This window comes from Streptomyces sp. URMC 126 (assembly GCF_051386555.1).
GTDB lineage: Bacteria > Actinomycetota > Actinomycetes > Streptomycetales > Streptomycetaceae > Streptomyces.
In genome coordinates this window covers 1-16,962 of record NZ_JBPQTX010000142.1, presented here as the reverse complement: position 1 = coordinate 16,962, position 16,962 = coordinate 1, and the positions used below count along the sequence as shown (strand labels likewise).

General features: G+C 72.5%; 17 protein-coding genes. 8 read left to right on the top strand and 9 right to left on the bottom strand.

Going from position 1 to position 16,962, the window contains the following annotated elements; genetic code table 11:
• Nucleotides 1-52 precede the first annotated feature (52 nt).
• Together ACSNOK_RS18480 and ACSNOK_RS18475 are read right to left on the bottom strand one after the other, a co-directional pair.
• The gene (locus ACSNOK_RS18480; protein ID WP_436781810.1) at nucleotides 53-1,012 is read right to left on the bottom strand and encodes an SURF1 family cytochrome oxidase biogenesis protein; all 960 of its coding nucleotides are present in this window, start codon (nucleotides 1,010-1,012) and stop codon (nucleotides 53-55) included.
• 58 nt (nucleotides 1,013-1,070) lie between these two features.
• Nucleotides 1,071-2,105: a DEDDh family exonuclease gene (locus ACSNOK_RS18475; protein ID WP_436781809.1), complete on the bottom strand. Its 1,035-nt coding sequence runs from the start codon at nucleotides 2,103-2,105 to the stop codon at nucleotides 1,071-1,073.
• A gap of 186 nt (nucleotides 2,106-2,291) precedes the next feature.
• Here ACSNOK_RS18475 and ACSNOK_RS18470 point away from each other — a divergent pair, with 186 nt between their 5' ends.
• Nucleotides 2,292-3,185 (top strand): sterol desaturase family protein, encoded by an 894-nt coding sequence (locus ACSNOK_RS18470; protein ID WP_436781808.1) that lies wholly within the window; start codon nucleotides 2,292-2,294, stop codon nucleotides 3,183-3,185.
• Entirely contained in the window at nucleotides 3,182-3,922 is a 741-nt protein-coding gene (locus tag ACSNOK_RS18465; protein ID WP_436781807.1) for a lysoplasmalogenase, read from the top strand. Before ACSNOK_RS18470 ends, ACSNOK_RS18465 begins: the two co-directional genes overlap by 4 nt.
• On the opposite strand, the gene ACSNOK_RS18460 is transcribed toward ACSNOK_RS18465, so the two are convergent.
• Entirely contained in the window at nucleotides 3,883-5,400 is a 1,518-nt protein-coding gene (locus tag ACSNOK_RS18460) for a S8 family serine peptidase (protein WP_436781806.1), read from the bottom strand. The two genes, ACSNOK_RS18465 and ACSNOK_RS18460, sit on opposite strands and share 40 nt — an antisense overlap.
• A 200-nt stretch (nucleotides 5,401-5,600) precedes the next feature.
• Nucleotides 5,601-5,732, bottom strand: a complete 132-nt coding sequence (locus ACSNOK_RS18455) for a hypothetical protein (protein WP_436781805.1) — start codon at nucleotides 5,730-5,732, stop codon at nucleotides 5,601-5,603.
• Between the two features lie 255 nt (nucleotides 5,733-5,987).
• Here ACSNOK_RS18455 and ACSNOK_RS18450 point away from each other — a divergent pair, with 255 nt between their 5' ends.
• The 3 genes from ACSNOK_RS18450 to moaA all read left to right on the top strand — a co-directional run bounded on the left by ACSNOK_RS18450 (nucleotide 5,988) and on the right by moaA (nucleotide 9,191).
• The gene (locus ACSNOK_RS18450; protein ID WP_436781804.1) at nucleotides 5,988-6,377 is read left to right on the top strand and encodes a DUF485 domain-containing protein; all 390 of its coding nucleotides are present in this window, start codon (nucleotides 5,988-5,990) and stop codon (nucleotides 6,375-6,377) included.
• Entirely contained in the window at nucleotides 6,374-8,023 is a 1,650-nt protein-coding gene (locus ACSNOK_RS18445; protein WP_436781803.1) for a solute symporter family protein, read from the top strand. The genes ACSNOK_RS18450 and ACSNOK_RS18445 overlap by 4 nt, the downstream gene beginning before the upstream one ends.
• Nucleotides 8,024-8,192: 169 nt before the next feature.
• On the top strand, nucleotides 8,193-9,191 hold the full coding sequence (gene moaA, locus ACSNOK_RS18440) for a GTP 3',8-cyclase MoaA (protein ID WP_436781802.1): 999 nt from the start codon (nucleotides 8,193-8,195) through the stop codon (nucleotides 9,189-9,191).
• A gap of 7 nt (nucleotides 9,192-9,198) precedes the next feature.
• Here moaA and ACSNOK_RS18435 read toward each other — a convergent pair whose 3' ends face one another.
• Together ACSNOK_RS18435 and ACSNOK_RS18430 are read right to left on the bottom strand one after the other, a co-directional pair.
• Nucleotides 9,199-9,426 carry a hypothetical protein gene (locus tag ACSNOK_RS18435; RefSeq protein WP_436781801.1) on the bottom strand — a complete coding sequence of 76 codons (228 nt, stop codon included), beginning with the start codon at nucleotides 9,424-9,426 and terminating at the stop codon, nucleotides 9,199-9,201.
• Between the two features lie 253 nt (nucleotides 9,427-9,679).
• Nucleotides 9,680-10,042, bottom strand: a complete 363-nt coding sequence (locus ACSNOK_RS18430) for a DUF3099 domain-containing protein (protein ID WP_436781800.1) — start codon at nucleotides 10,040-10,042, stop codon at nucleotides 9,680-9,682.
• 237 nt (nucleotides 10,043-10,279) lie between these two features.
• Between ACSNOK_RS18430 and ACSNOK_RS18425 the strand changes: the two genes are divergently transcribed.
• A complete protein-coding gene (locus ACSNOK_RS18425; protein WP_436781799.1) occupies nucleotides 10,280-10,558 on the top strand; it encodes a GlsB/YeaQ/YmgE family stress response membrane protein in 279 nt (92 codons plus the stop codon).
• A 120-nt stretch (nucleotides 10,559-10,678) separates the two neighbouring features.
• Here ACSNOK_RS18425 and tyrS read toward each other — a convergent pair whose 3' ends face one another.
• The 3 genes from tyrS to ACSNOK_RS18410 all read right to left on the bottom strand — a co-directional run bounded on the left by tyrS (nucleotide 10,679) and on the right by ACSNOK_RS18410 (nucleotide 15,212).
• On the bottom strand, nucleotides 10,679-12,094 hold the full coding sequence (gene tyrS / locus ACSNOK_RS18420) for a tyrosine--tRNA ligase (protein WP_436781798.1): 1,416 nt from the start codon (nucleotides 12,092-12,094) through the stop codon (nucleotides 10,679-10,681).
• A gap of 141 nt (nucleotides 12,095-12,235) precedes the next feature.
• Nucleotides 12,236-13,642, bottom strand: coding sequence for a metallopeptidase TldD-related protein (locus ACSNOK_RS18415; RefSeq protein ID WP_436781797.1), 1,407 nt, complete (start codon nucleotides 13,640-13,642; stop codon nucleotides 12,236-12,238).
• A gap of 49 nt (nucleotides 13,643-13,691) precedes the next feature.
• Nucleotides 13,692-15,212: a TldD/PmbA family protein gene (locus tag ACSNOK_RS18410; RefSeq protein WP_436781796.1), complete on the bottom strand. Its 1,521-nt coding sequence runs from the start codon at nucleotides 15,210-15,212 to the stop codon at nucleotides 13,692-13,694.
• 194 nt (nucleotides 15,213-15,406) lie between these two features.
• Here ACSNOK_RS18410 and fabG point away from each other — a divergent pair, with 194 nt between their 5' ends.
• Nucleotides 15,407-16,111, top strand: a complete 705-nt coding sequence (fabG, locus tag ACSNOK_RS18405) for a 3-oxoacyl-[acyl-carrier-protein] reductase (RefSeq protein ID WP_436781795.1) — start codon at nucleotides 15,407-15,409, stop codon at nucleotides 16,109-16,111.
• A 5-nt stretch (nucleotides 16,112-16,116) separates the two neighbouring features.
• Nucleotides 16,117-16,887 (top strand): enoyl-ACP reductase FabI, encoded by a 771-nt coding sequence (gene fabI / locus ACSNOK_RS18400; RefSeq protein WP_436781794.1) that lies wholly within the window; start codon nucleotides 16,117-16,119, stop codon nucleotides 16,885-16,887.
• The last annotated feature ends 75 nt before the right edge of the window (nucleotides 16,888-16,962 follow it).

The following is a 16,962-nucleotide window of genomic DNA, read 5'->3' as shown; positions in this document are numbered from 1 at the left end:
GGGCCGGGCCGCGACGCGAGCCGGCCCGCGTCCCGGCCCGTCCGCCGCGGGTTCAGTCCGCGGTCGGAGCGGCCGAGGTGGCACCGGCCTTGGGCGGGGCGGCGGTCTGGGGACCGGCCGGCGCGCCGCCCGTGTCGTTCTCCGACACGTCGCCCCTGCCGCCCTCCGCGCCGTCATCCGCAGGGGCGTTCGCCGCGGCACCGGCCCCCGGGGAAGTGTTCGCGCCGGGAGTCGTCCCGCCGCCCGGAGAACCCTCCGACCCCTTCGCCGCTGCCGCCGCCTGGTCGCGGCGCTCGCGGCGGACCAGGATGACCCAGCCGACCGGCACGAACGCCGAGAACAGCCACCACTGGACGGTGTACGCCATGTGGTTGCCGATGCTGCTGTGGTCGGGGTCGTCGATGGTCTGCGGCTGGCCGTCGGGCGCGGGGGAGATGAGCTCCAGGTAGCCGCCCAGCATCGGGCGGTGCAACTGCTCACCCTGCCGCTGACTGTTGATGATCATGATCATCCGGGGCGGCAGCCCCTTCGTGTCCCGGATACCGCTGCCCGGGTCCTCGTCCGCCCGCAGCCGTCCGACCAGGTCGATCGTGCCCGACGGCGGGGCGGGCACCTTGGGGAACTCGCGCTGGCCGGCGTCGGCCGGCACCCAGCCGCGGTTGACCAGGATCGCCTTGCCGTCCTCCAGCACGAACGGCGTGATGACCATATATCCGGACTTGCCGGAGTTGTCGGTGCGGAGCCGCGCCACCACCTCGCCCTTGACGTCGTACCGCCCGCGGGCGGTGCCCCGGCGCCAGACGTTCTCGCCGGGCACCTCGCGCCCGGGCGCGGTGAGCTCCGTGACGGGCGCGGGCGGACGGGTGAGGCTGCGTTCGATGCGGTTGTTGCGCGCCACCCGTTGCTCATGGCGATGGAGCTGCCAGAAGCCCAATTCGATCATCACCGGGATGAGGACGAGCCCCACGAGTGTGAGGATCACCCACTGCCGGGTCAGCAGGAAGCGGTACACCCAAGTGACGGTACCTGGTGACTCCGCCCGCTCTGTCACGGGGTGGCGGGCCGCCCGGTCACGGCCTGCCCGGCCGCCGGGTGCCGGGCACGCCCGGGCCGCCGTCCGCCGGGACGACGTGCGAGAGCAGCTGGACGAAGGCGGCCTCGTCCACCACGGGCGTCCCGAACTGGCGCGCCTTGACCGACTTGGAAGTGTGGGCGTCCGGATCGTTGGTGACCAGCAGGCTGGTGAGCCGGGACAGGCTCGTCGCCACGTGCAGCCCGGCCTCCGTGGCGCGGTCCTCCAGCAGCTCCCGGTCGATGGAGGTGTCGCCGGAGAACGCCACGCGCATGCCCTGGATGAGCTGTTTGCCCGGTTCGTACCGCCCGGGGTTGGGGTACGGGCAGGCCGGCCGCCGCCGGCTGGGCCGCCAGCTCGCCGGCCCGCCGTGCCGCCGGTCCGGCTGGTAGCCGACCGTCGCCGAGCGGACGGCCGCGGGCCCGTCCGACCACTCCGTCAGCGGCTGGCAGGCCAGCAGCGGCAGCCGCAGCCCCGCCTCGGCCGCCAGGTGCAGACTGGGCCGGAACGCCTCGGCCAGCACCCGCGCGTCGTCGAGCGCGTGGTGCGCCTGCCGCTGGACCACCCCGTAGTGCGCGGCCAGCGACTCCAGCTTGTGGTTGGGCAGCGGCAGCCGCAGCTCCTTGGAGAGCGCGATCGTGCACAGCCGCTGCCGCACCGGCACCTCGGCCCGCGCCCGGGCGTACTCCCGGGCGATCATGGACCAGTCGAAGGCCGCGTTGTGCGCGACCAGCACCCGCCCGTCGAGCCGCCGCGCGAAGTCCTCCGCGACCTCCTCGAACAGCGGCGCGTCCGCGAGGACTTCGGAGGTGAGCCCGTGGATCCACACCGGCCCGGGGTCGCGCCGCGGGTTCACCAGCGTGTACCAGGTGTCCTCCACCCGGCCTCTGGCGTCCAGTTGGTACACGGCGGCCGACACTATGCGGTCGTCCCGGGCGAGACCGGTGGTCTCGACGTCGACGACCGCGTATCCGTCGGGATACGCGGCCGGCCACGTGGCGGGCGATGCGGCTGCGGTGCGGTCTTCGAGCATGGTCCCAGAGCTTACGGGCCCCCACTGACAGCGGGCCCCGGCCCCCGCCCCCGACCGCCCCGGCGGCCGGCCGCCGCTTTGGACCGCCGGCCCGGCCCCGCCTCGCCGAACCCGGGGTAACCTCGATCGGTACCCGACGGTAACAACCCCTAGCGGGACGCCCGTAGGGGTGCTTATGGTGCCGTCATGCCGCACCTTCCGGATGTCGTGTTGTGGTCGGTCCCCGCCTTCGCCGTGCTCACCGCGATCGAAGTGGTGAGCTACCGGATCCATCCGGACGACGAGGCCGAGGGGTACGACGCCAAGGACGCGGCGACCAGCATCGGCATGGGCGTGGGGAGCGTCGTCTTCGACGCGCTCTGGAAGATCCCGATCGTGGCGGTCTACAGCGCGATCTACGAGCTCACGCCGCTGCGGATACCCGTGCTGTGGTGGACGCTGCCCCTGATGCTGCTCGCCCAGGACTTCTTCTACTACTGGTCGCACCGCGGGCACCACGTCGTCAGGGTCCTCTGGGCGTGTCACGTGGTGCACCACTCCAGCCGCAAGTTCAACTTCACCACCGCGCTCCGCCAGCCCTGGACGACCTGGACGGTCTGGCCGTTCTACGTGCCGATGGTCGCCGCCGGCGTCCACCCGGCCGCGGTGGCCTTCTGCTCCGGGGCCAACCTCGTCTACCAGTTCTGGGTGCACACCGAGCGGATCGGCAAGCTGCCCCGGCCGTTCGAGTACGTCCTGAACACCCCGTCGCACCACCGCGTCCACCACGCCTCGCAAGGGGGCTACCTGGACCGCAACTTCGGCGGGATCCTCATCGTCTGGGACCGCCTCTTCGGCTCCTTCGTCGCCGAGGGGGAGCGGCCGGTCTACGGGCTGACGAAGAACATCCACACCTACAACCCGCTCCGCGTCGCCACCCACGAGTACGCCGCCATCGCCCGCGACCTCCGCGCGGCCCGGAGCTGGCGGGAGCGGGCCGGGCGGATCTTCCGCGGCCCGGGCTGGCAGCCGCGCCCGGCCGTGGCCCCACCACGCCGCACCCCGGCCGAAGGGGCCGCCGCGCCGGAGAGCGTCGGATGAGGGCCCCGGCCCTCCGGCGCGCCGTACGGGGAGCCGTGCGCCGGCCCCGGCTCGCCTTCGCCGCCGCGGCGGGCCTCCACCTGGGGGCGCTCGCGACGGGTGGCGCGCCCGTCGCCCGCGCCACCAAGCCGGTCCTGATGCCGCTGCTCGCCGAGTACGTGCTCCGGCGCGGCGGACCCCGGACGCTCGCGCTCGCCCTGCTGTTCGGCTGCGCCGGCGACACCCTGCTCCAGAGCTCCGGCGAACTCCCGTTCCTGCTGGGCATGGGCGCCTTCGCGGCCGGGCACGCCTGCTACCTCGCCCTGTTCGCCCGGCACGGCGACCACGGCTCCCGCCGCCGGCTCGCGGCCGGCCACGCCGTCGCCTGGGCCGGCACCACCGCCCTGCTCCTGCCGGGCCTGCCGGCCCGGCTGCGGCCGGCCGTCGCGCTCTACGGCCTGCTGCTGACGGCCGTGGGCCACCAGGCGACCCGCCTCGGGGTCCGAGGCGCCGCGGGCGGCGCGCTCTTCCTGCTCTCGGACACCCTCATCGCGGCCGGTCTCGCCGGCCGGCCGCAGCCGCCCGTACCCCAGTTCTGGATCATGCTGACCTACCTGGGCGCCCAGTACCTGCTGGCCGACGGGGTCCTGCGGGCCGCCGCCGACGACGGAGAGGGGGCCCGGCACCGGCCGGACCCCCTCCGCGCGTCGGGCGCGCGTCAGTTCTTCACGGCCGCCAGGGCGTCGACGATGCCGTAGCCGTAGTGGCTGTTGATGTTCTTGGTGCCGACGCAGGGCGCGTCCGCGGGGGCGTTCACCGGGCAGCCCGGGTTCTTCGCCTGGGCCTTGAGGATCCACTGGATCTCGGCCGCGTTGGACTTCGGGTGCGTCGCCTTCAGCAGCGCCGCCACACCGGCCACGTGCGGACCGGCCATCGAGGTGCCCTGCAGCCAGGCGTAGTCGCCACCGGGCATGGTGGAGAGGATCCGGCCGTCCTTCGCGGGGGCGTCCGGAACCTGGCGGACGTCGCCGCCGGGGGCCGCGACGTCGATGACGCCCTGGCCGTAGTTGGAGTAGTACGACTTCAGCGAGTTGACGCCGGTCGCGGAGACGGTGACGACACCGGGCAGCTGGGCCGGCACGTCCAGGCAGGTGGACGGGTCGATGTCACGCGGCGCGGGCTTGGTGTCGTTGGGGCTCGACGTGTCCCTGATCTTCTTCGACCCCAGGTCGAAGTTGGAGTTGCCCGCCGACGCCACGTTGACGACGCCCTTGCGGTCGGCGTACGCGGTGGCGCGCCGGACCGCGTCGGCTATCGCCTTCTGGTCCGCGTCGTTGGCGCAGTTGAACATCCACGGGTCGACGTAGTAGCTGTTGTTCGTCACCGCTATGCCGTGGTCGGCGGCGAAGACGAAGGCGCAGACCACGCTCTCCGCGTAGAAGAAGCTGCCGCCCTTGGTGCTCACCTTGATGGCGGAGACCTTGGTGTTCGGGGCCACGCCCGCGACGCCTATGCCGTTGCGGGCCGCGGCTATGGTGCCGGCGACGTGCGTGCCGTGGTAGTCGTTCGCCGGGTCGTACGGGCGCCAGGCGCCGGCCCGGGTGTCCGCCTTGCCGGTGACGCAGCTGGCCGACTGGGCGCGGGAGAAGTTCGGCGCGAGGTCCGGGTGGGTGTCGTCGACGCCGGTGTCGATGACACCGACGGTGACCTTGCGGCTGCCCGGGTTGACCTTCGCGGCCTTGTCCGCCTTGATGGCGGGGAGGTCCCACTGGAGGCTCTCCAGCGGCTCCTTGCCCGGCTTGGCGGTCTTGGCGGCGGCCAGCGCGTTGCCCTTCGACAGCTTCAGCTTCTCGGGCTTGCCGACGTCCGTCGTGGCCGCCGGGGCGATGGGAGCGGTCCGGGTGGCTCCGGCCGACTCCACGCCGGGCACCGCGCGCAGCGCCTTGGCGAAGTCGGGGTTCTTGGAGTGGACGACGATGACGCCGATCTTGTCGTACGACTCCACGATGCTGCCGCCGTTGCGGCCGACGGCCTTCTTCACCTGGTCGAGCGTGGCCCGCTGGGTGCCGGTGTTGACCACGTACGACAGCAGCGGTCCGTCCGTCCGCACCTTGGTCTGCGCGGCCGGCGCGACGGCCGAGGCGGTGCCCGGCAGGAAGCCGAGCGAGGCGGTCAGGGCCAGGCCGACCGGGAAGGCGAGGGCGGCGTGCCGGCGTCTGGGGCGCAGATGAGCCATGGGAACTCCACATCATCCGGGGAGCCGTCCGGGCACCAGGCGTGCCGGACGGGTACATGACGAGTGAAGCTAGCGCCGATCATGGGCGGTGAGCAATGAATTCCCCAAGAAAAAACGGCGCATGCCCGCCGCAAGCCAGGGGAACGGGACAGTCCGTCCACTCTCCCCCCGGGGGCGGACACTTCGCCGTCCGGCCCGCCTCAGTCGCCGCCGCCCCCGCGCAGCGCGTCGATGCTCAGCAGCGGCAGCGGCACCCGCGGCCCGTACCAGCGGCCCGCGGTGGGGAGCGCGGCGGGCCGGGCGGCGGGGACGGCCGCTATGGGGGACGTCAACCTGATGATTCCGAACGGGCGTCGACCGGGGGACTGCGGCTGAGGCGGCGACTCGGTGCTCACACCAGGTCAACGAGGCGGCGCGCGCCGGGTATTGCGCCGACCGGCCGTGCTGCGTCATGCGGTGTCCTCCCCCTGTCGCATACTGCGGTGTCCCTCTACGATGCGTGATCCGAATCACAGTCCATCGCACATCGGTCACCACATCGCACATCGGTCACCGTGCGCACCCCAACCCCACCGTCAGGAGAGGCCGTGGACTCAGAAGAGGTCGCGGAGACCCCACCCACCACAGCACCATCGCGGGGCGCGTCCGCCCATCCCGGCATCCCCGGTCAGCCCGACCGCTTCACCGCCGTCCAGGAGAGCGCCGAGTTCGGGGAGCTGCGCCGGGCGCACCGCTCCTTCGCCTTCCCGCTGACCGTCGCCTTCATCGGCTGGTACCTCGTCTACGTCCTGCTGTCGAACTACGCCGGCGACTTCATGGGCACCACCGTGGCCGGGCACGTCAACGTCGCCCTCGTCCTCGGACTGGCCCAGTTCCTCACCACGTTCCTCATCGCCTGGTGGTACGCGCGGCACGCCGCGGCTCGCATCGACCCCAAGGCGGAAGCCCTCAAGGCCCGTATGGAGGCCGCCGAATGACCGGCGCACCCACCGCCGCCCCGACCGCCGCCCACGTGCTCGCCGCCACCGGCGGCGCCGGGGAACACCGCACTCTGATCATCACTCTGTTCTCGGTCTTCGTCGCCGTCACCCTGGGCATCACCGTCTGGGCCGGCCGGCAGACCAAGGGCACCGACGACTTCTACGCCGGCGGCCGGTCCTTCACCGGCTTCCAGAACGGCCTCGCCATCTCCGGCGACTACATGTCCGCCGCCTCGTTCCTCGGCATCGCCGGCGCCATCGCCCTCTTCGGTTACGACGGGTTCCTCTACTCCATCGGCTTCCTCGTCGCCTGGCTGGTCGCGCTGCTGCTCGTCGCCGAGCCGCTGCGCAACTCCGGCCGCTTCACCATGGCCGACGTCCTCGCCCACCGGCTGAACCAGCGGCCGGTGCGCACCGCCGCGGGCACCTCCACCATCGTCGTGTCGATCTTCTACCTGCTGGCCCAGATGGTCGGCGCGGGCGCCCTCGTCGCCCTGCTGCTGGGCGCGAGCGGCGAGGGGTCGCGGCGCTGGATCATCGCCCTGGTCGGGCTGGTGATGGTGCTGTACGTGACGATCGGCGGGATGAAGGGCACCACCTGGGTGCAGATCGTCAAGGCGGTCCTGCTCATCGCGGGCACCCTGCTGATCACCATCCTGGTGCTCAACAAGTTCCACTGGAACCTCTCCGAGCTGCTCGGCGCCGCGGCCGACAAGAGCGGCAAGGGCAAGGCGTTCCTGGAGCCCGGACTCCAGTACGGCAAGGACGGCACGTCCAAGCTCAACTTCGTCTCGCTGGGCATCGCGCTCGTCCTGGGCACGGCGGGACTGCCGCACATCCTGATCCGCTTCTACACCGTGCCCACCGCCAAGGCCGCCCGGAAGTCGGTGAACTGGGCCATCGGCATCATCGGCGCGTTCTACCTGATGACCATCGCGCTGGGCTTCGGCGCCGCCGCCCTGGTCGGCTCCAAGGCGATCATCGCCTCGAACGAGTCCGGCAACACCGCCGCGCCGCTGCTCGCCGAGGAGGTCGGCGGAGGCGCCGGCTCCACCGGGGGCGCCATCCTGCTCGCGGTGATCTCGGCCGTCGCCTTCGCCACCATCCTCGCGGTGGTCGCGGGGCTCACCCTCGCCTCCTCCGCCTCGTTCGCCCACGACCTGTGGGCCAACGTGATCCGCAAGGGGCGGACGAGCGAGAAGGAGGAGCTCCTCACGGCCAAGGTCGCGGCCGTGGTGATCGGCGGGATCTCCATCGCGCTGGGCATCTTCGCCCACCGGCTGAACGCCGCCGCCCTGGTCGCCCTCGCCTTCGCCGTCGCCGCCTCGGCCAACCTGCCGACGGTCCTCTACAGCCTGTTCTGGAAGCGCTTCACCACCCAGGGCGCCCTGTGGTCGATCTACGGCGGACTGATCAGCTCCGTCACCCTGGTGATCTTCTCGCCGGTCGTCTCCGGCAACGAGAAGGCCCTCTTCCCCGGCATGAGCTTCGACTGGTTCCCGCTCGGCAACCCCGGCCTGGTCTCCATCCCGCTGGGCTTCCTGCTCGGCTGGCTGGGCTCGCTGCTCTCCCGCGAGGCCGCCGACCCGAAGAAGTACGCCGAGCTGGAGGTCCGCTCGCTCACCGGCTACGGCGCGCACTGACCCGTACGCCCCCTGAGCACCGGCGGTCCCACGGAACTGTCGGCGCTCAGGGGGCATCGCGTACGCTGCGGGCATCGGCACCACAGGCGATCACCGGCGACGACCGGCAACGATCGGAAACGACCGGGTTCAAACGGGTGCGAACGGGATCAATGGGAGGGGCAGCGCCGTGCTCATCGACACCTACGGCCGCGTCGCCACCGACCTGCGCGTCTCCCTCACCGACCGGTGCAACCTCCGCTGCACCTACTGCATGCCGGAAGAGGGCCTCGCCTGGCTCGCCAAGCCCGAGCTGCTCACCGACGACGAAACGGTCCGCCTGGTGCGGATCGCCGTCACCCTGCTCGGCGTCACCGAAGTCCGCTTCACCGGCGGCGAACCGCTGCTCCGCCCCGGCCTGACGGACATCGTCGCGCGGTGCTCCGCCCTCCGGGCCGACGGGGCCCGCCCCCGGCTGTCGCTCACCACCAACGGCATCGGCCTCGCCCGCACCGCCGACGCCCTCAAGGCCGCCGGCCTGGACCGGGTGAACGTCTCCCTCGACACCCTGCGGCCCGACGTCTTCGCCACCCTCACCCGGCGGCGGCGCCACCACGACGTCCTCGACGGCCTCGCCGCGGCCCGCGCCGCCGGCCTCGACCCCGTCAAGGTCAACAGCGTGCTGATGCCCGGGATCAACGAGGATGAGGCCCCGGACCTGCTCGCCTGGGCCGTCGAGAACGGCTACGAACTCCGCTTCATCGAGCAGATGCCGCTGGACGCCCAGCACGGCTGGCGCCGCGAGCGAATGATCACCGCCGGGGACATCCTGACGAGCCTGCGCACCCGCTTCACCCTCACCCCCGAGCCCGGCGCCGAGCGCGGCTCCGCGCCCGCCGAGCGCTGGCTGGTCGACGGCGGCCCGGCCCGGGTCGGCGTCATCGGCTCCGTGACCCGCCCGTTCTGCGCGGCCTGCGACCGCACCCGGCTCACCGCCGACGGGCAGGTGCGCACCTGCCTGTTCGCCACCGAGGAGACGGACCTGCGGGGCGCGCTGCGCGGCGGGGCCGGCGACGAGGAGATCGCCGCGCTGTGGCGGCGGGCGATGCGCGGCAAGAAGGCGGGCTCGGGCCTCGACGACCCGGCGTTCCTCCAGCCGCGCCGCCCGATGTCCGCGATCGGCGGCTGAGGCGGCCTCAGCCCTCCCCGGCCCCGGACTCCCACTCGTCGAACCGCACCACGTCCTTGAGGAAGCCGCGCAGGCCAAGGAAGTCCGACAGGTGCTCGCGGTGCTCGTCGCAGGCCAGCCAGGTCTTGCGGCGCTCGGGGGTGTGCAGCTTGGGGTTGTTCCACGCCAGCACCCACACCGCGGGGGCGCGGCAGCCCTTGGCGGAGCAGATCGGGGCGGTCTCAGGGAAGTTCACGCGTCAACTCTACGTAACCGCGTGGCCCCGGCGTTCCCCCGGCACCCCCGGTCACGTCCTGCCCCGGAAAGCGTCCGGACACGACGACGCCGGGCAGCCACGGGGGAAGCCGCCCGGCGTCGATCATTCGCTCCGACGGGGGATGCGGAGCGCCTACGAAGTATGTCACGGAGAGCCCCGCGAAGGGCACCGAAAGACATGATTGATTTGAGCTTTTCCTGAGCTTGCCCTTATCGGGCACGCACGCCAAGGCTCAGTCCTGAGTGCCCTGTTGACCCCCGCGACCGCTCCCATCAGCGGACTCTTGGGCTCCACCCGCCCCGTGCGGCAACGCGGGCCGCGTCGGCGCGGGGATGAAGGTCCGGGGGAGCGAAGGGGCGTTCTCCCGGCCCGCGTTGGCGATGACGACCGCGACGTACGGCAGCAGCACGCCGAGCACCAGCGTGCCGATCGCCACGTAACGCTCCACGTTCCAGAGCACCACGGTCAGGATCACGGAGAGCGTGCGGATCCCCATCGAGATCACATAACGGCGCTGCCGGCCGCGCACGTCCTCGGCCAGACCCTGGCGGGCTCCGGTGATCCGGAAGGTCTCCGTCTGCCCGCGCTTCCGCATCACATCCACCACCCGATTCGCCTCACTGCCTCCGGTTCGGTCCGTACCTCGCACCGGTGTGTACTCAACGTTACGCCGCGGCCGGCGGCGGGACGAGGGCGGGGCACCTCCGGTTCCGGGGCCGGGAGGGCGCTCGACGTGCCCGGGACGGCGTGCGGAGGGGTTCGACGTGCGCCGGACGGGTGGCGGGCCGACACTGGCGTGAGCACGCTCCGCAGCGTCGCACGAGGAGGCGGCATGAACTGGTTGTGGGCCATCATCGTCGGTCTCGTTCTCGGCCTGATCGCCAAGGCGATCCTGCCGGGCAAACAACAGATCCCCATCTGGCTGACGATCATCTGCGGCATGATCGGCGCCGTCCTGGGCAACTGGGCGGCCACCGGGCTGGGTGTCCACCACACCAGCGGCATCGACTGGATCCGGCACCTGCTCCAGCTGATCGGCGCCGTCATCGTGGTCGCCATCGGAGACCGGCTCTGGGCCGGGGTGCGGGGCAGGCGGGGAGCGCGGACCTAGGGGCCGGGCGGGAGACCGCCGTACGCCACGGATCCGCGCGACGCCGCCGTCCCCCGGGAACGGGTGCGGGCGGACCGGAGAAACCGGCCCGCCCGCACCCGGAAACGGTGAACGCGGCGGCTACAGCCCGCGCAGCTCCGCGATCCGCCGGCCCGTCTTGAGGTAGACGGAGCCCGCCGCCGACAGCCCGGCGCCCGACAGCAGCTCGGGCACCACCTCGGCCAGCGGCCGGATCGCGTCCGCCTCGGCCAGCACGATCGCCTGCTGCCCGCCGTCGGTCTCCACCACCAGCCGCAGACCGTTCTGCTTGGCGACCCGGCGCGCGGCCGAGGCGCTCGGCTGGAAACCCAGCACCTTGCTGAGCACGGCCGTGACCGGCTCGGCGCCGTGCTCGGCCACCTCGACCACCGGCAGGTCGCCGACGTCGGTGAAGCTCTTCTTCGAGAACTGCGCGACGAACCCGGCCCGGGCGGCCATCGCGGCCTCGACCCCGTACAGCGCGGCCACGACCTCACCCGCGAGGACCTTCTTCAGGTCCATCGGGTGCAGCGAACGCTGCTCGATCCGGGCGAGCACCTGCTTGATCTCGGCGTCCGTCCACTCGGTCCACGCCTTCAGGTACGGCTCCATCAGCCGGTCCGGAACCGACATGATCTTGCCGAAGACATCGTCGGCGGTGGCGGTCAGGCCCACGTAGTTGCCCTTGGACTTGGACATCTTCGCGCCCGTGCCGTCGGTGCCCTCGATCAGCGGCATCGTCACCACCAGCTGCGGACGCTGCCCGCGCAGCTCCATCAGCTTGCGGCCCATCTGGAGGTTGAGCAGCTGGTCGGCGCCGCCCAGCTCCACGTCGCAGTCCAGCGCCACCGAGTCCAGGCCCTGCGCGATCGGGTACAGCAGCTCCGACATGGTCAGGCCGGAGCCCGCGGCGAGGCGGTTGCGGAAGTCCTCGCGCTGCAGCAGCTGCGAGACCGGCACCTGGTTGAGCAGGCCCAGCAGCTCCGGGAAGGTGTAGGGGGCCAGCCACTCGCTGTTCTGGACGAAGCGGACCTTCTCGAAGTCGAAGAAGGGACGCACCTGCTCGCGGTAGCCCGCGAGGTTCTTCTCGATGTCGTCGTCGGTCAGCGGCGGGCGCTCGGCCGTCCGGCCCGTCGGGTCGCCGATCTTGGCGGTGAAGTCGCCGATCAGCAGCGTGACGTCGTGGCCCATCCGCTGGAAGCGGTTGAGGACGATCATCGGCACGGTGTGGCCGAGGTGGACGTCGGCCGCCGTCGGGTCGATGCCCAGCTTGATGTGCAGACCCTTGCCGGCGGCCCGGCGCTCGTCGATCCGCTCGGCCAGCTTGTCCGTGCCCGGCAGCACCTCCACCGCACGGCCGGCGATCAGCTCCGCCTGCTCCCGCGCCGAGAGGTCCGACAGGTCCAGATAACGCCGCGCCTTGGTCTCGGTGAGCAGCTGCTCCACGGTCGAGTCGAGGGAGAGGTCCTGCGCGAGGAGCTCACTGGCGCGGGCGACGGATTCGCCGAGGCGTGTCATGGCGTTCCTGTGATCTGTAGCGGACGGTTGTCCCCGGCGCCCGACGGGCACAGGGGGCGGAACAGGTCGGTCGTGCGCCAGTCTATTCGGCCGTGCGCGCGGCGCCCCCGCCCATACCGCCCCCTCCTCGCACCCCCTCCCTCACACCCCCTTGCTCACGGAGCTCATGTGGAAGTCGGGCACGCGCAGCGCCGGCATCGCCGTCCGCGGGCAGTCCTTGATCAGGTCACGCGGCAGGGTGCGCTCGGCGCGGCCCGCCTCCACCGCCCGGGACAGCAGGTCCACCGGCGACTCGTTGAACCGGAAGTTGTTCACCTCGCCGACGGCCTCGCCGTCCCGCACCAGCAGCACGCCGTCCCGGGTCAGCCCGGTGACCAGCAGCGACGCCGGGTCCACCTCGCGGATGTACCAGAGCGAGGTGAGCAGCAGCTCCGGCCCGTCGTGCCCGCTCGCGGCGATCATCTCCTCCAGCGACCGGGAACCGCCCCCCTCCAGGATCAGGTTGTCCGTGTACGGGGCGACGGGCAGGCCCGTCAGCTCGGCGGTGTGCCGGCCGGCGGTCAGCCGCTCCAGCACCCCGTCGCGGATCCAGTCCGTCGCGGCCAGCGGCAGCCCGCTGTCGAAGACCGACAACCGGGTGTCCGAGCCGTCCGTCAGAACGAACGGCGCGCACTCCAGACCGGGGGCGGACGGGTCGCTGCGCAGGGTCAGCGGCAGCCCCGACAGCTTCTCGCCCACCCGCGTCCCCCCGCCCGGGCGCGCGAACACCGTCCGGCCCTCCGCCGCGTCCCGCGCGTCCGCCCGCAGCTGCTGGTAGCAGACCAGGTCCGCCACGGCCGCCGGCGGCAGCAGCGTCGGGTACCGCCCGGCGGGCAGCTCGCTCCGGCCCCGGGCGGCCCAGGACAGCCGCAGGGCCAGCTCCCCGTCCAGCGCGCGCGGGTCGACGTCGGCGAAGTCGTCGGTGGGCCGCGCCAGCCACGCCGAGCCCGGGCCGCGGGTGTCCTTGGCGTTCAGCTCCACCCGGCCCGTCGGCTGGTCGTGCCGCAGCCGCAGCCCGGTGGAGGTGCCCAGGTAGGAGGTGACCGTCATATGCCGGGCGTAGCCGTACAGCTCGCGCCCCTCGGCGCGCGCCCGGGCGAAGGACTCGCCGAGCGCGGGGGCGAACGCGTCGAACACCGCGACGGACGTCTCGGCCGGCGGGTCCCCGAACGCGGGGGAGTGCGGCACGCCCGCCACCAGGGGCCGCGCGTCGTCGGCCGGCCCCGCCCCGCGCGCGGCCTCCTCGGCGGCCCGCACCAGCGGCTCCACGTCGGCGGCCGTCACCGCCGAGCCCGACACCACCCCCGCCGCCGTGCCCTGCCCGCCGCCCACCGTCGCGATCACCGTCACCGCGCGCCCGCGGGCGGTGCCGTTCGTGGTCAGCGCGTTGCGCGCCCAGCGCAGATCGGCCGACGAGCGCTCGGCGACGACCACCGCGCAGCCGTCGGCGCGGGAGAGCGACAGGGCCCGCTCCACGATCTCCTGCGGCCTGCTCCGACGTGCTGTCACGTGTGGGCTCCCCTCGTCGTCCCGGTTCCGTACGCTTCCCCGCCGCGCCTCATCGCCCCGCCTCCCGCACCGTGTTGAGCACGTTCACCCCCTGGAACAGCGCCGACGGGCAGCCGTGCGACACCGCCGCGATCTGCCCCGGCTGCGCCTTCCCGCAGTTGAACGCCCCGCCCAGGACATACGTGCCGGGCCCGCCGACGGCGGTCATCGAGCCCCAGAAGTCCGTGGTGGTCGCCTGGTACGCCACGTCCCGCACCTGCCCCGCGAGCCGCCCGCCTTCGATCCGGTGGAAGCGCTGCCCGGTGAACTGGAAGTTGTACCGCTGCTGATCGATCGACCAGGACCGGTTGCCGACGACGTAGATCCCGCGGTCCACCCCCGCGATCAGTTCCTCGGTGGACGGCCCGTCCGGCGCGGGCCGCAGCGAGACGTTGGCCATCCGCTGCACCGGCATGTGCGACGGGGAGTCCGCGTACGCGCAGCCGTTGGACCGGCCCAGGCCGTGCAGCCGGGCGATCCGGCGGTCGAGCTGGTACCCGACCAGGATCCCGTCCCTGACCAGGTCCCACGACTGGGCGGCCACCCCCTCGTCGTCGTAGCCGACGGTCGCCAGGCCGTACTCGGCCGTCCGGTCGCCGGTGACGTTCATCAGCGGCGAGCCGTAGACCAGCTTCCCCAGCAGGTCCGGGGTGGCGAACGAGGTGCCCGCGTACGCCGCCTCGTAGCCGAGCGCCCGGTCCAGCTCGGTGGCGTGCCCGATGGACTCGTGGATCGTCAGCCACAGGTTGGACGGGTCGATCACCAGGTCGTACGCGCCCGGCCGCACGCTCGGCGCCCGGACCTTCTCGGCCAGCAGCTCGGGCAGCTCGGCCAGCTCCGCGTCCCAGTCCCAGCCGGTGCCCGTCAGGTACTCCCAGCCGCGGGCCGTCGGCGGGGCCAGGGTGCGCATCGACTCCACGCCGCCCGCCGGGTCCACGGCGACCGCCGTGAGCTGGGGGTGCACCCGGACGCGCTGCTGGGTGGTGACCGTGCCGGCCGTGTCCGCGTAGAACTTGTTCTCGTGGACGGCGACCAGGGAGGCGTCGGCGTGCGCCACCCCGTCGGCGGCCAGCAGCCGCGCGCTGAAGTCGGCCAGCAGCGCCGTCCGCTCCCCGGCCGGTACGCCGAAGGGGTCGCGCTCGTACGAGGAGACCCAGGTGCGCTCGGCGTGCACCGGCTCGTCCGCCAGCTCCACCCGCTCGTCCGACCCGGCCGCGGCCGTCACCTTCCCCGCCAGCCGGGCCATGGCCACGGCCTGGCCGGCCACCCGGGCGGCGGCGTCCATCGTCAGCTCCATGCCGGCGGCGAAACCCCAGGCACCGCCGTGCACCACGCGCACCGCGTACCCCAGGTCCGTGGTGTCCGCGGACCCCGCGAGCCGGGCGTCGCGCAGCCGCCAGGAGGCGTTGCGCACCCGTTCCAGGCGGAAGTCGGCGTGCTCGGCGCCCAGCGCGCGGGCGCGGGCGAGGGCGGCGTCGGCGAGCGGGCGCAGGGGCAGGGCGAGGAACGACGCGTCGATGGCGTGCGGCACGGGACCTCCCAGGGGTCGTCGCCGTGCATCATGCCCATCCCGGGCCCGGCTGCCGCAGGAGATTCTGTAGAGATCCAACAGCGACCGGCCACACCGCCTGTCAGTGCCCGATTGTCGCCCCGGCGACCTCTACCGATACGTTCGTGTAGTCCAGCTCCGTCCCTGTACGGATTCGTCAACGGAAGGGTGATCCTTTGAGCCGCTCGGTTCTCGTCACCGGAGGAAACCGGGGCATCGGCCTCGCCATCGCACGCGCGTTCGCCGACGCGGGCGACAAGGTCGCCGTCACCTACCGCTCGGGCGAGCCCCCCGCCGACTTCCTGGCGGTGAAGTGCGACATCACGGACCCGGAGCAGGTCGAGCAGGCGTTCAAGGAGATCGAGGAGAAGCAGGGCGCGGTCGAGGTGCTGGTGGCCAACGCCGGCGTCACCCGCGACCAGCTGCTGCTCCGCATGTCCGAGGAGGACTTCACCTCGGTCGTGGAGACCAACCTCACCGGGACGTTCCGCGTCGTCAAGCGCGCCACCCGGCCCATGCTCCGCGCCCGCAAGGGCCGCGTGGTGCTGATCTCCTCCGTGGTGGGCCTGCTGGGCTCGGCCGGCCAGGCGAACTACGCGGCGTCCAAGGCCGGCCTCGTCGGCTTCGCCCGCTCCGTCGCCCGCGAGCTGGGCTCCCGGAACATCACCGTCAACGTCGTCGCGCCCGGGTTCGTGGACACCGACATGACGCGCGTGCTCAGCGACGAGCAGCGCGCGGGGATCGTGGCCAACGTTCCGCTGGGCCGTTACGCGCAGCCCGAGGAGATCGCCGCCTCGGTCCGCTTCCTCGCCTCCGAAGAGGCCGCATACATCACCGGAGCCGTCATTCCTGTCGACGGCGGATTGGGCATGGGTCACTGAACGCCATGAGTGGAATCCTCGCAGGCAAGCGCATCCTGGTCACGGGTGTCCTCACCGAGCAGTCGATCGCCTTCCAGGCCGCGAAGGTGGCCCAGAACGAGGGCGCCGAGGTCGTCCTGACCGGCTTCGGCCGGCTCTCCCTCGTCGAGCGCATCGCCAAGCGGCTCCCGAAGCCCGCGCCGGTGATCGAGCTGGACGTCAGCAACCAGGAGCACCTCGACGGCCTCGCCGACAAGGTGCGCGAGCACATCGGCGACGACGTGCCCCTCGACGGCATCGTGCACTCGATCGCCTTCGGCCCCCAGGGCGCCTTCAACTTCCTCGACGCGACGTGGGAGGACGTCTCCACGGCCGTCCAGGTCTCGGCGTACTCCTACAAGTCGCTGGCCATGGCCCTGCTGCCGCTGATGCGCCAGGGCTCCGCCATCGTCGGCCTCACCTTCGACGCGCAGATCGCCTGGCCGAAGTACGACTGGATGGGCGTGGCCAAGGCCGCCCTGGAGGGCACCAACCGCTACCTCGCCCGCGACCTGGGCCCCAAGGGCATCCGCTGCAACCTGGTCTCGGCCGGCCCGATCAAGTCGATGGCCGCCAAGTCCATCCCGGGCTTCGAGGAGCTCGCGGACGTCTGGAACCACCGCGCCCCGATCGGCTGGGACCTGGCCGACCCGGAGCCGGCGGGCCGCGGCGTCGTGGGCATGCTGTCCGACTTCTTCCCCCGGACGACGGGCGAGATCGTGCACGTCGACGGCGGCGTGCACATGATGGGCGCCTGACGCGACCGGCGTGTGCGAGGGCCGCGGCGTCGTGGGCATGCTGTCCGACTTCTTCCCCCGGACGACGGGCGAGAT

Coding starts and splice junctions, on each gene's coding strand:
- ACSNOK_RS18465 (WP_436781807.1), top strand. CDS start 3,182: ATGAGGGCCCCGGCCCTCCGGCGCGCCGTACGGGGAGCCGTGCGCCGG.
- ACSNOK_RS18430 (WP_436781800.1), bottom strand. CDS start 10,042: ATGCGGAAGCGCGGGCAGACGGAGACCTTCCGGATCACCGGAGCCCGC.
- tyrS (WP_436781798.1), bottom strand. CDS start 12,094: ATGACACGCCTCGGCGAATCCGTCGCCCGCGCCAGTGAGCTCCTCGCG.
- ACSNOK_RS18470 (WP_436781808.1), top strand. CDS start 2,292: ATGCCGCACCTTCCGGATGTCGTGTTGTGGTCGGTCCCCGCCTTCGCC.
- fabI (WP_436781794.1), top strand. CDS start 16,117: ATGAGTGGAATCCTCGCAGGCAAGCGCATCCTGGTCACGGGTGTCCTC.
- ACSNOK_RS18445 (WP_436781803.1), top strand. CDS start 6,374: ATGACCGGCGCACCCACCGCCGCCCCGACCGCCGCCCACGTGCTCGCC.
- ACSNOK_RS18475 (WP_436781809.1), bottom strand. CDS start 2,105: ATGCTCGAAGACCGCACCGCAGCCGCATCGCCCGCCACGTGGCCGGCC.
- ACSNOK_RS18460 (WP_436781806.1), bottom strand. CDS start 5,400: ATGGCTCATCTGCGCCCCAGACGCCGGCACGCCGCCCTCGCCTTCCCG.
- ACSNOK_RS18425 (WP_436781799.1), top strand. CDS start 10,280: ATGAACTGGTTGTGGGCCATCATCGTCGGTCTCGTTCTCGGCCTGATC.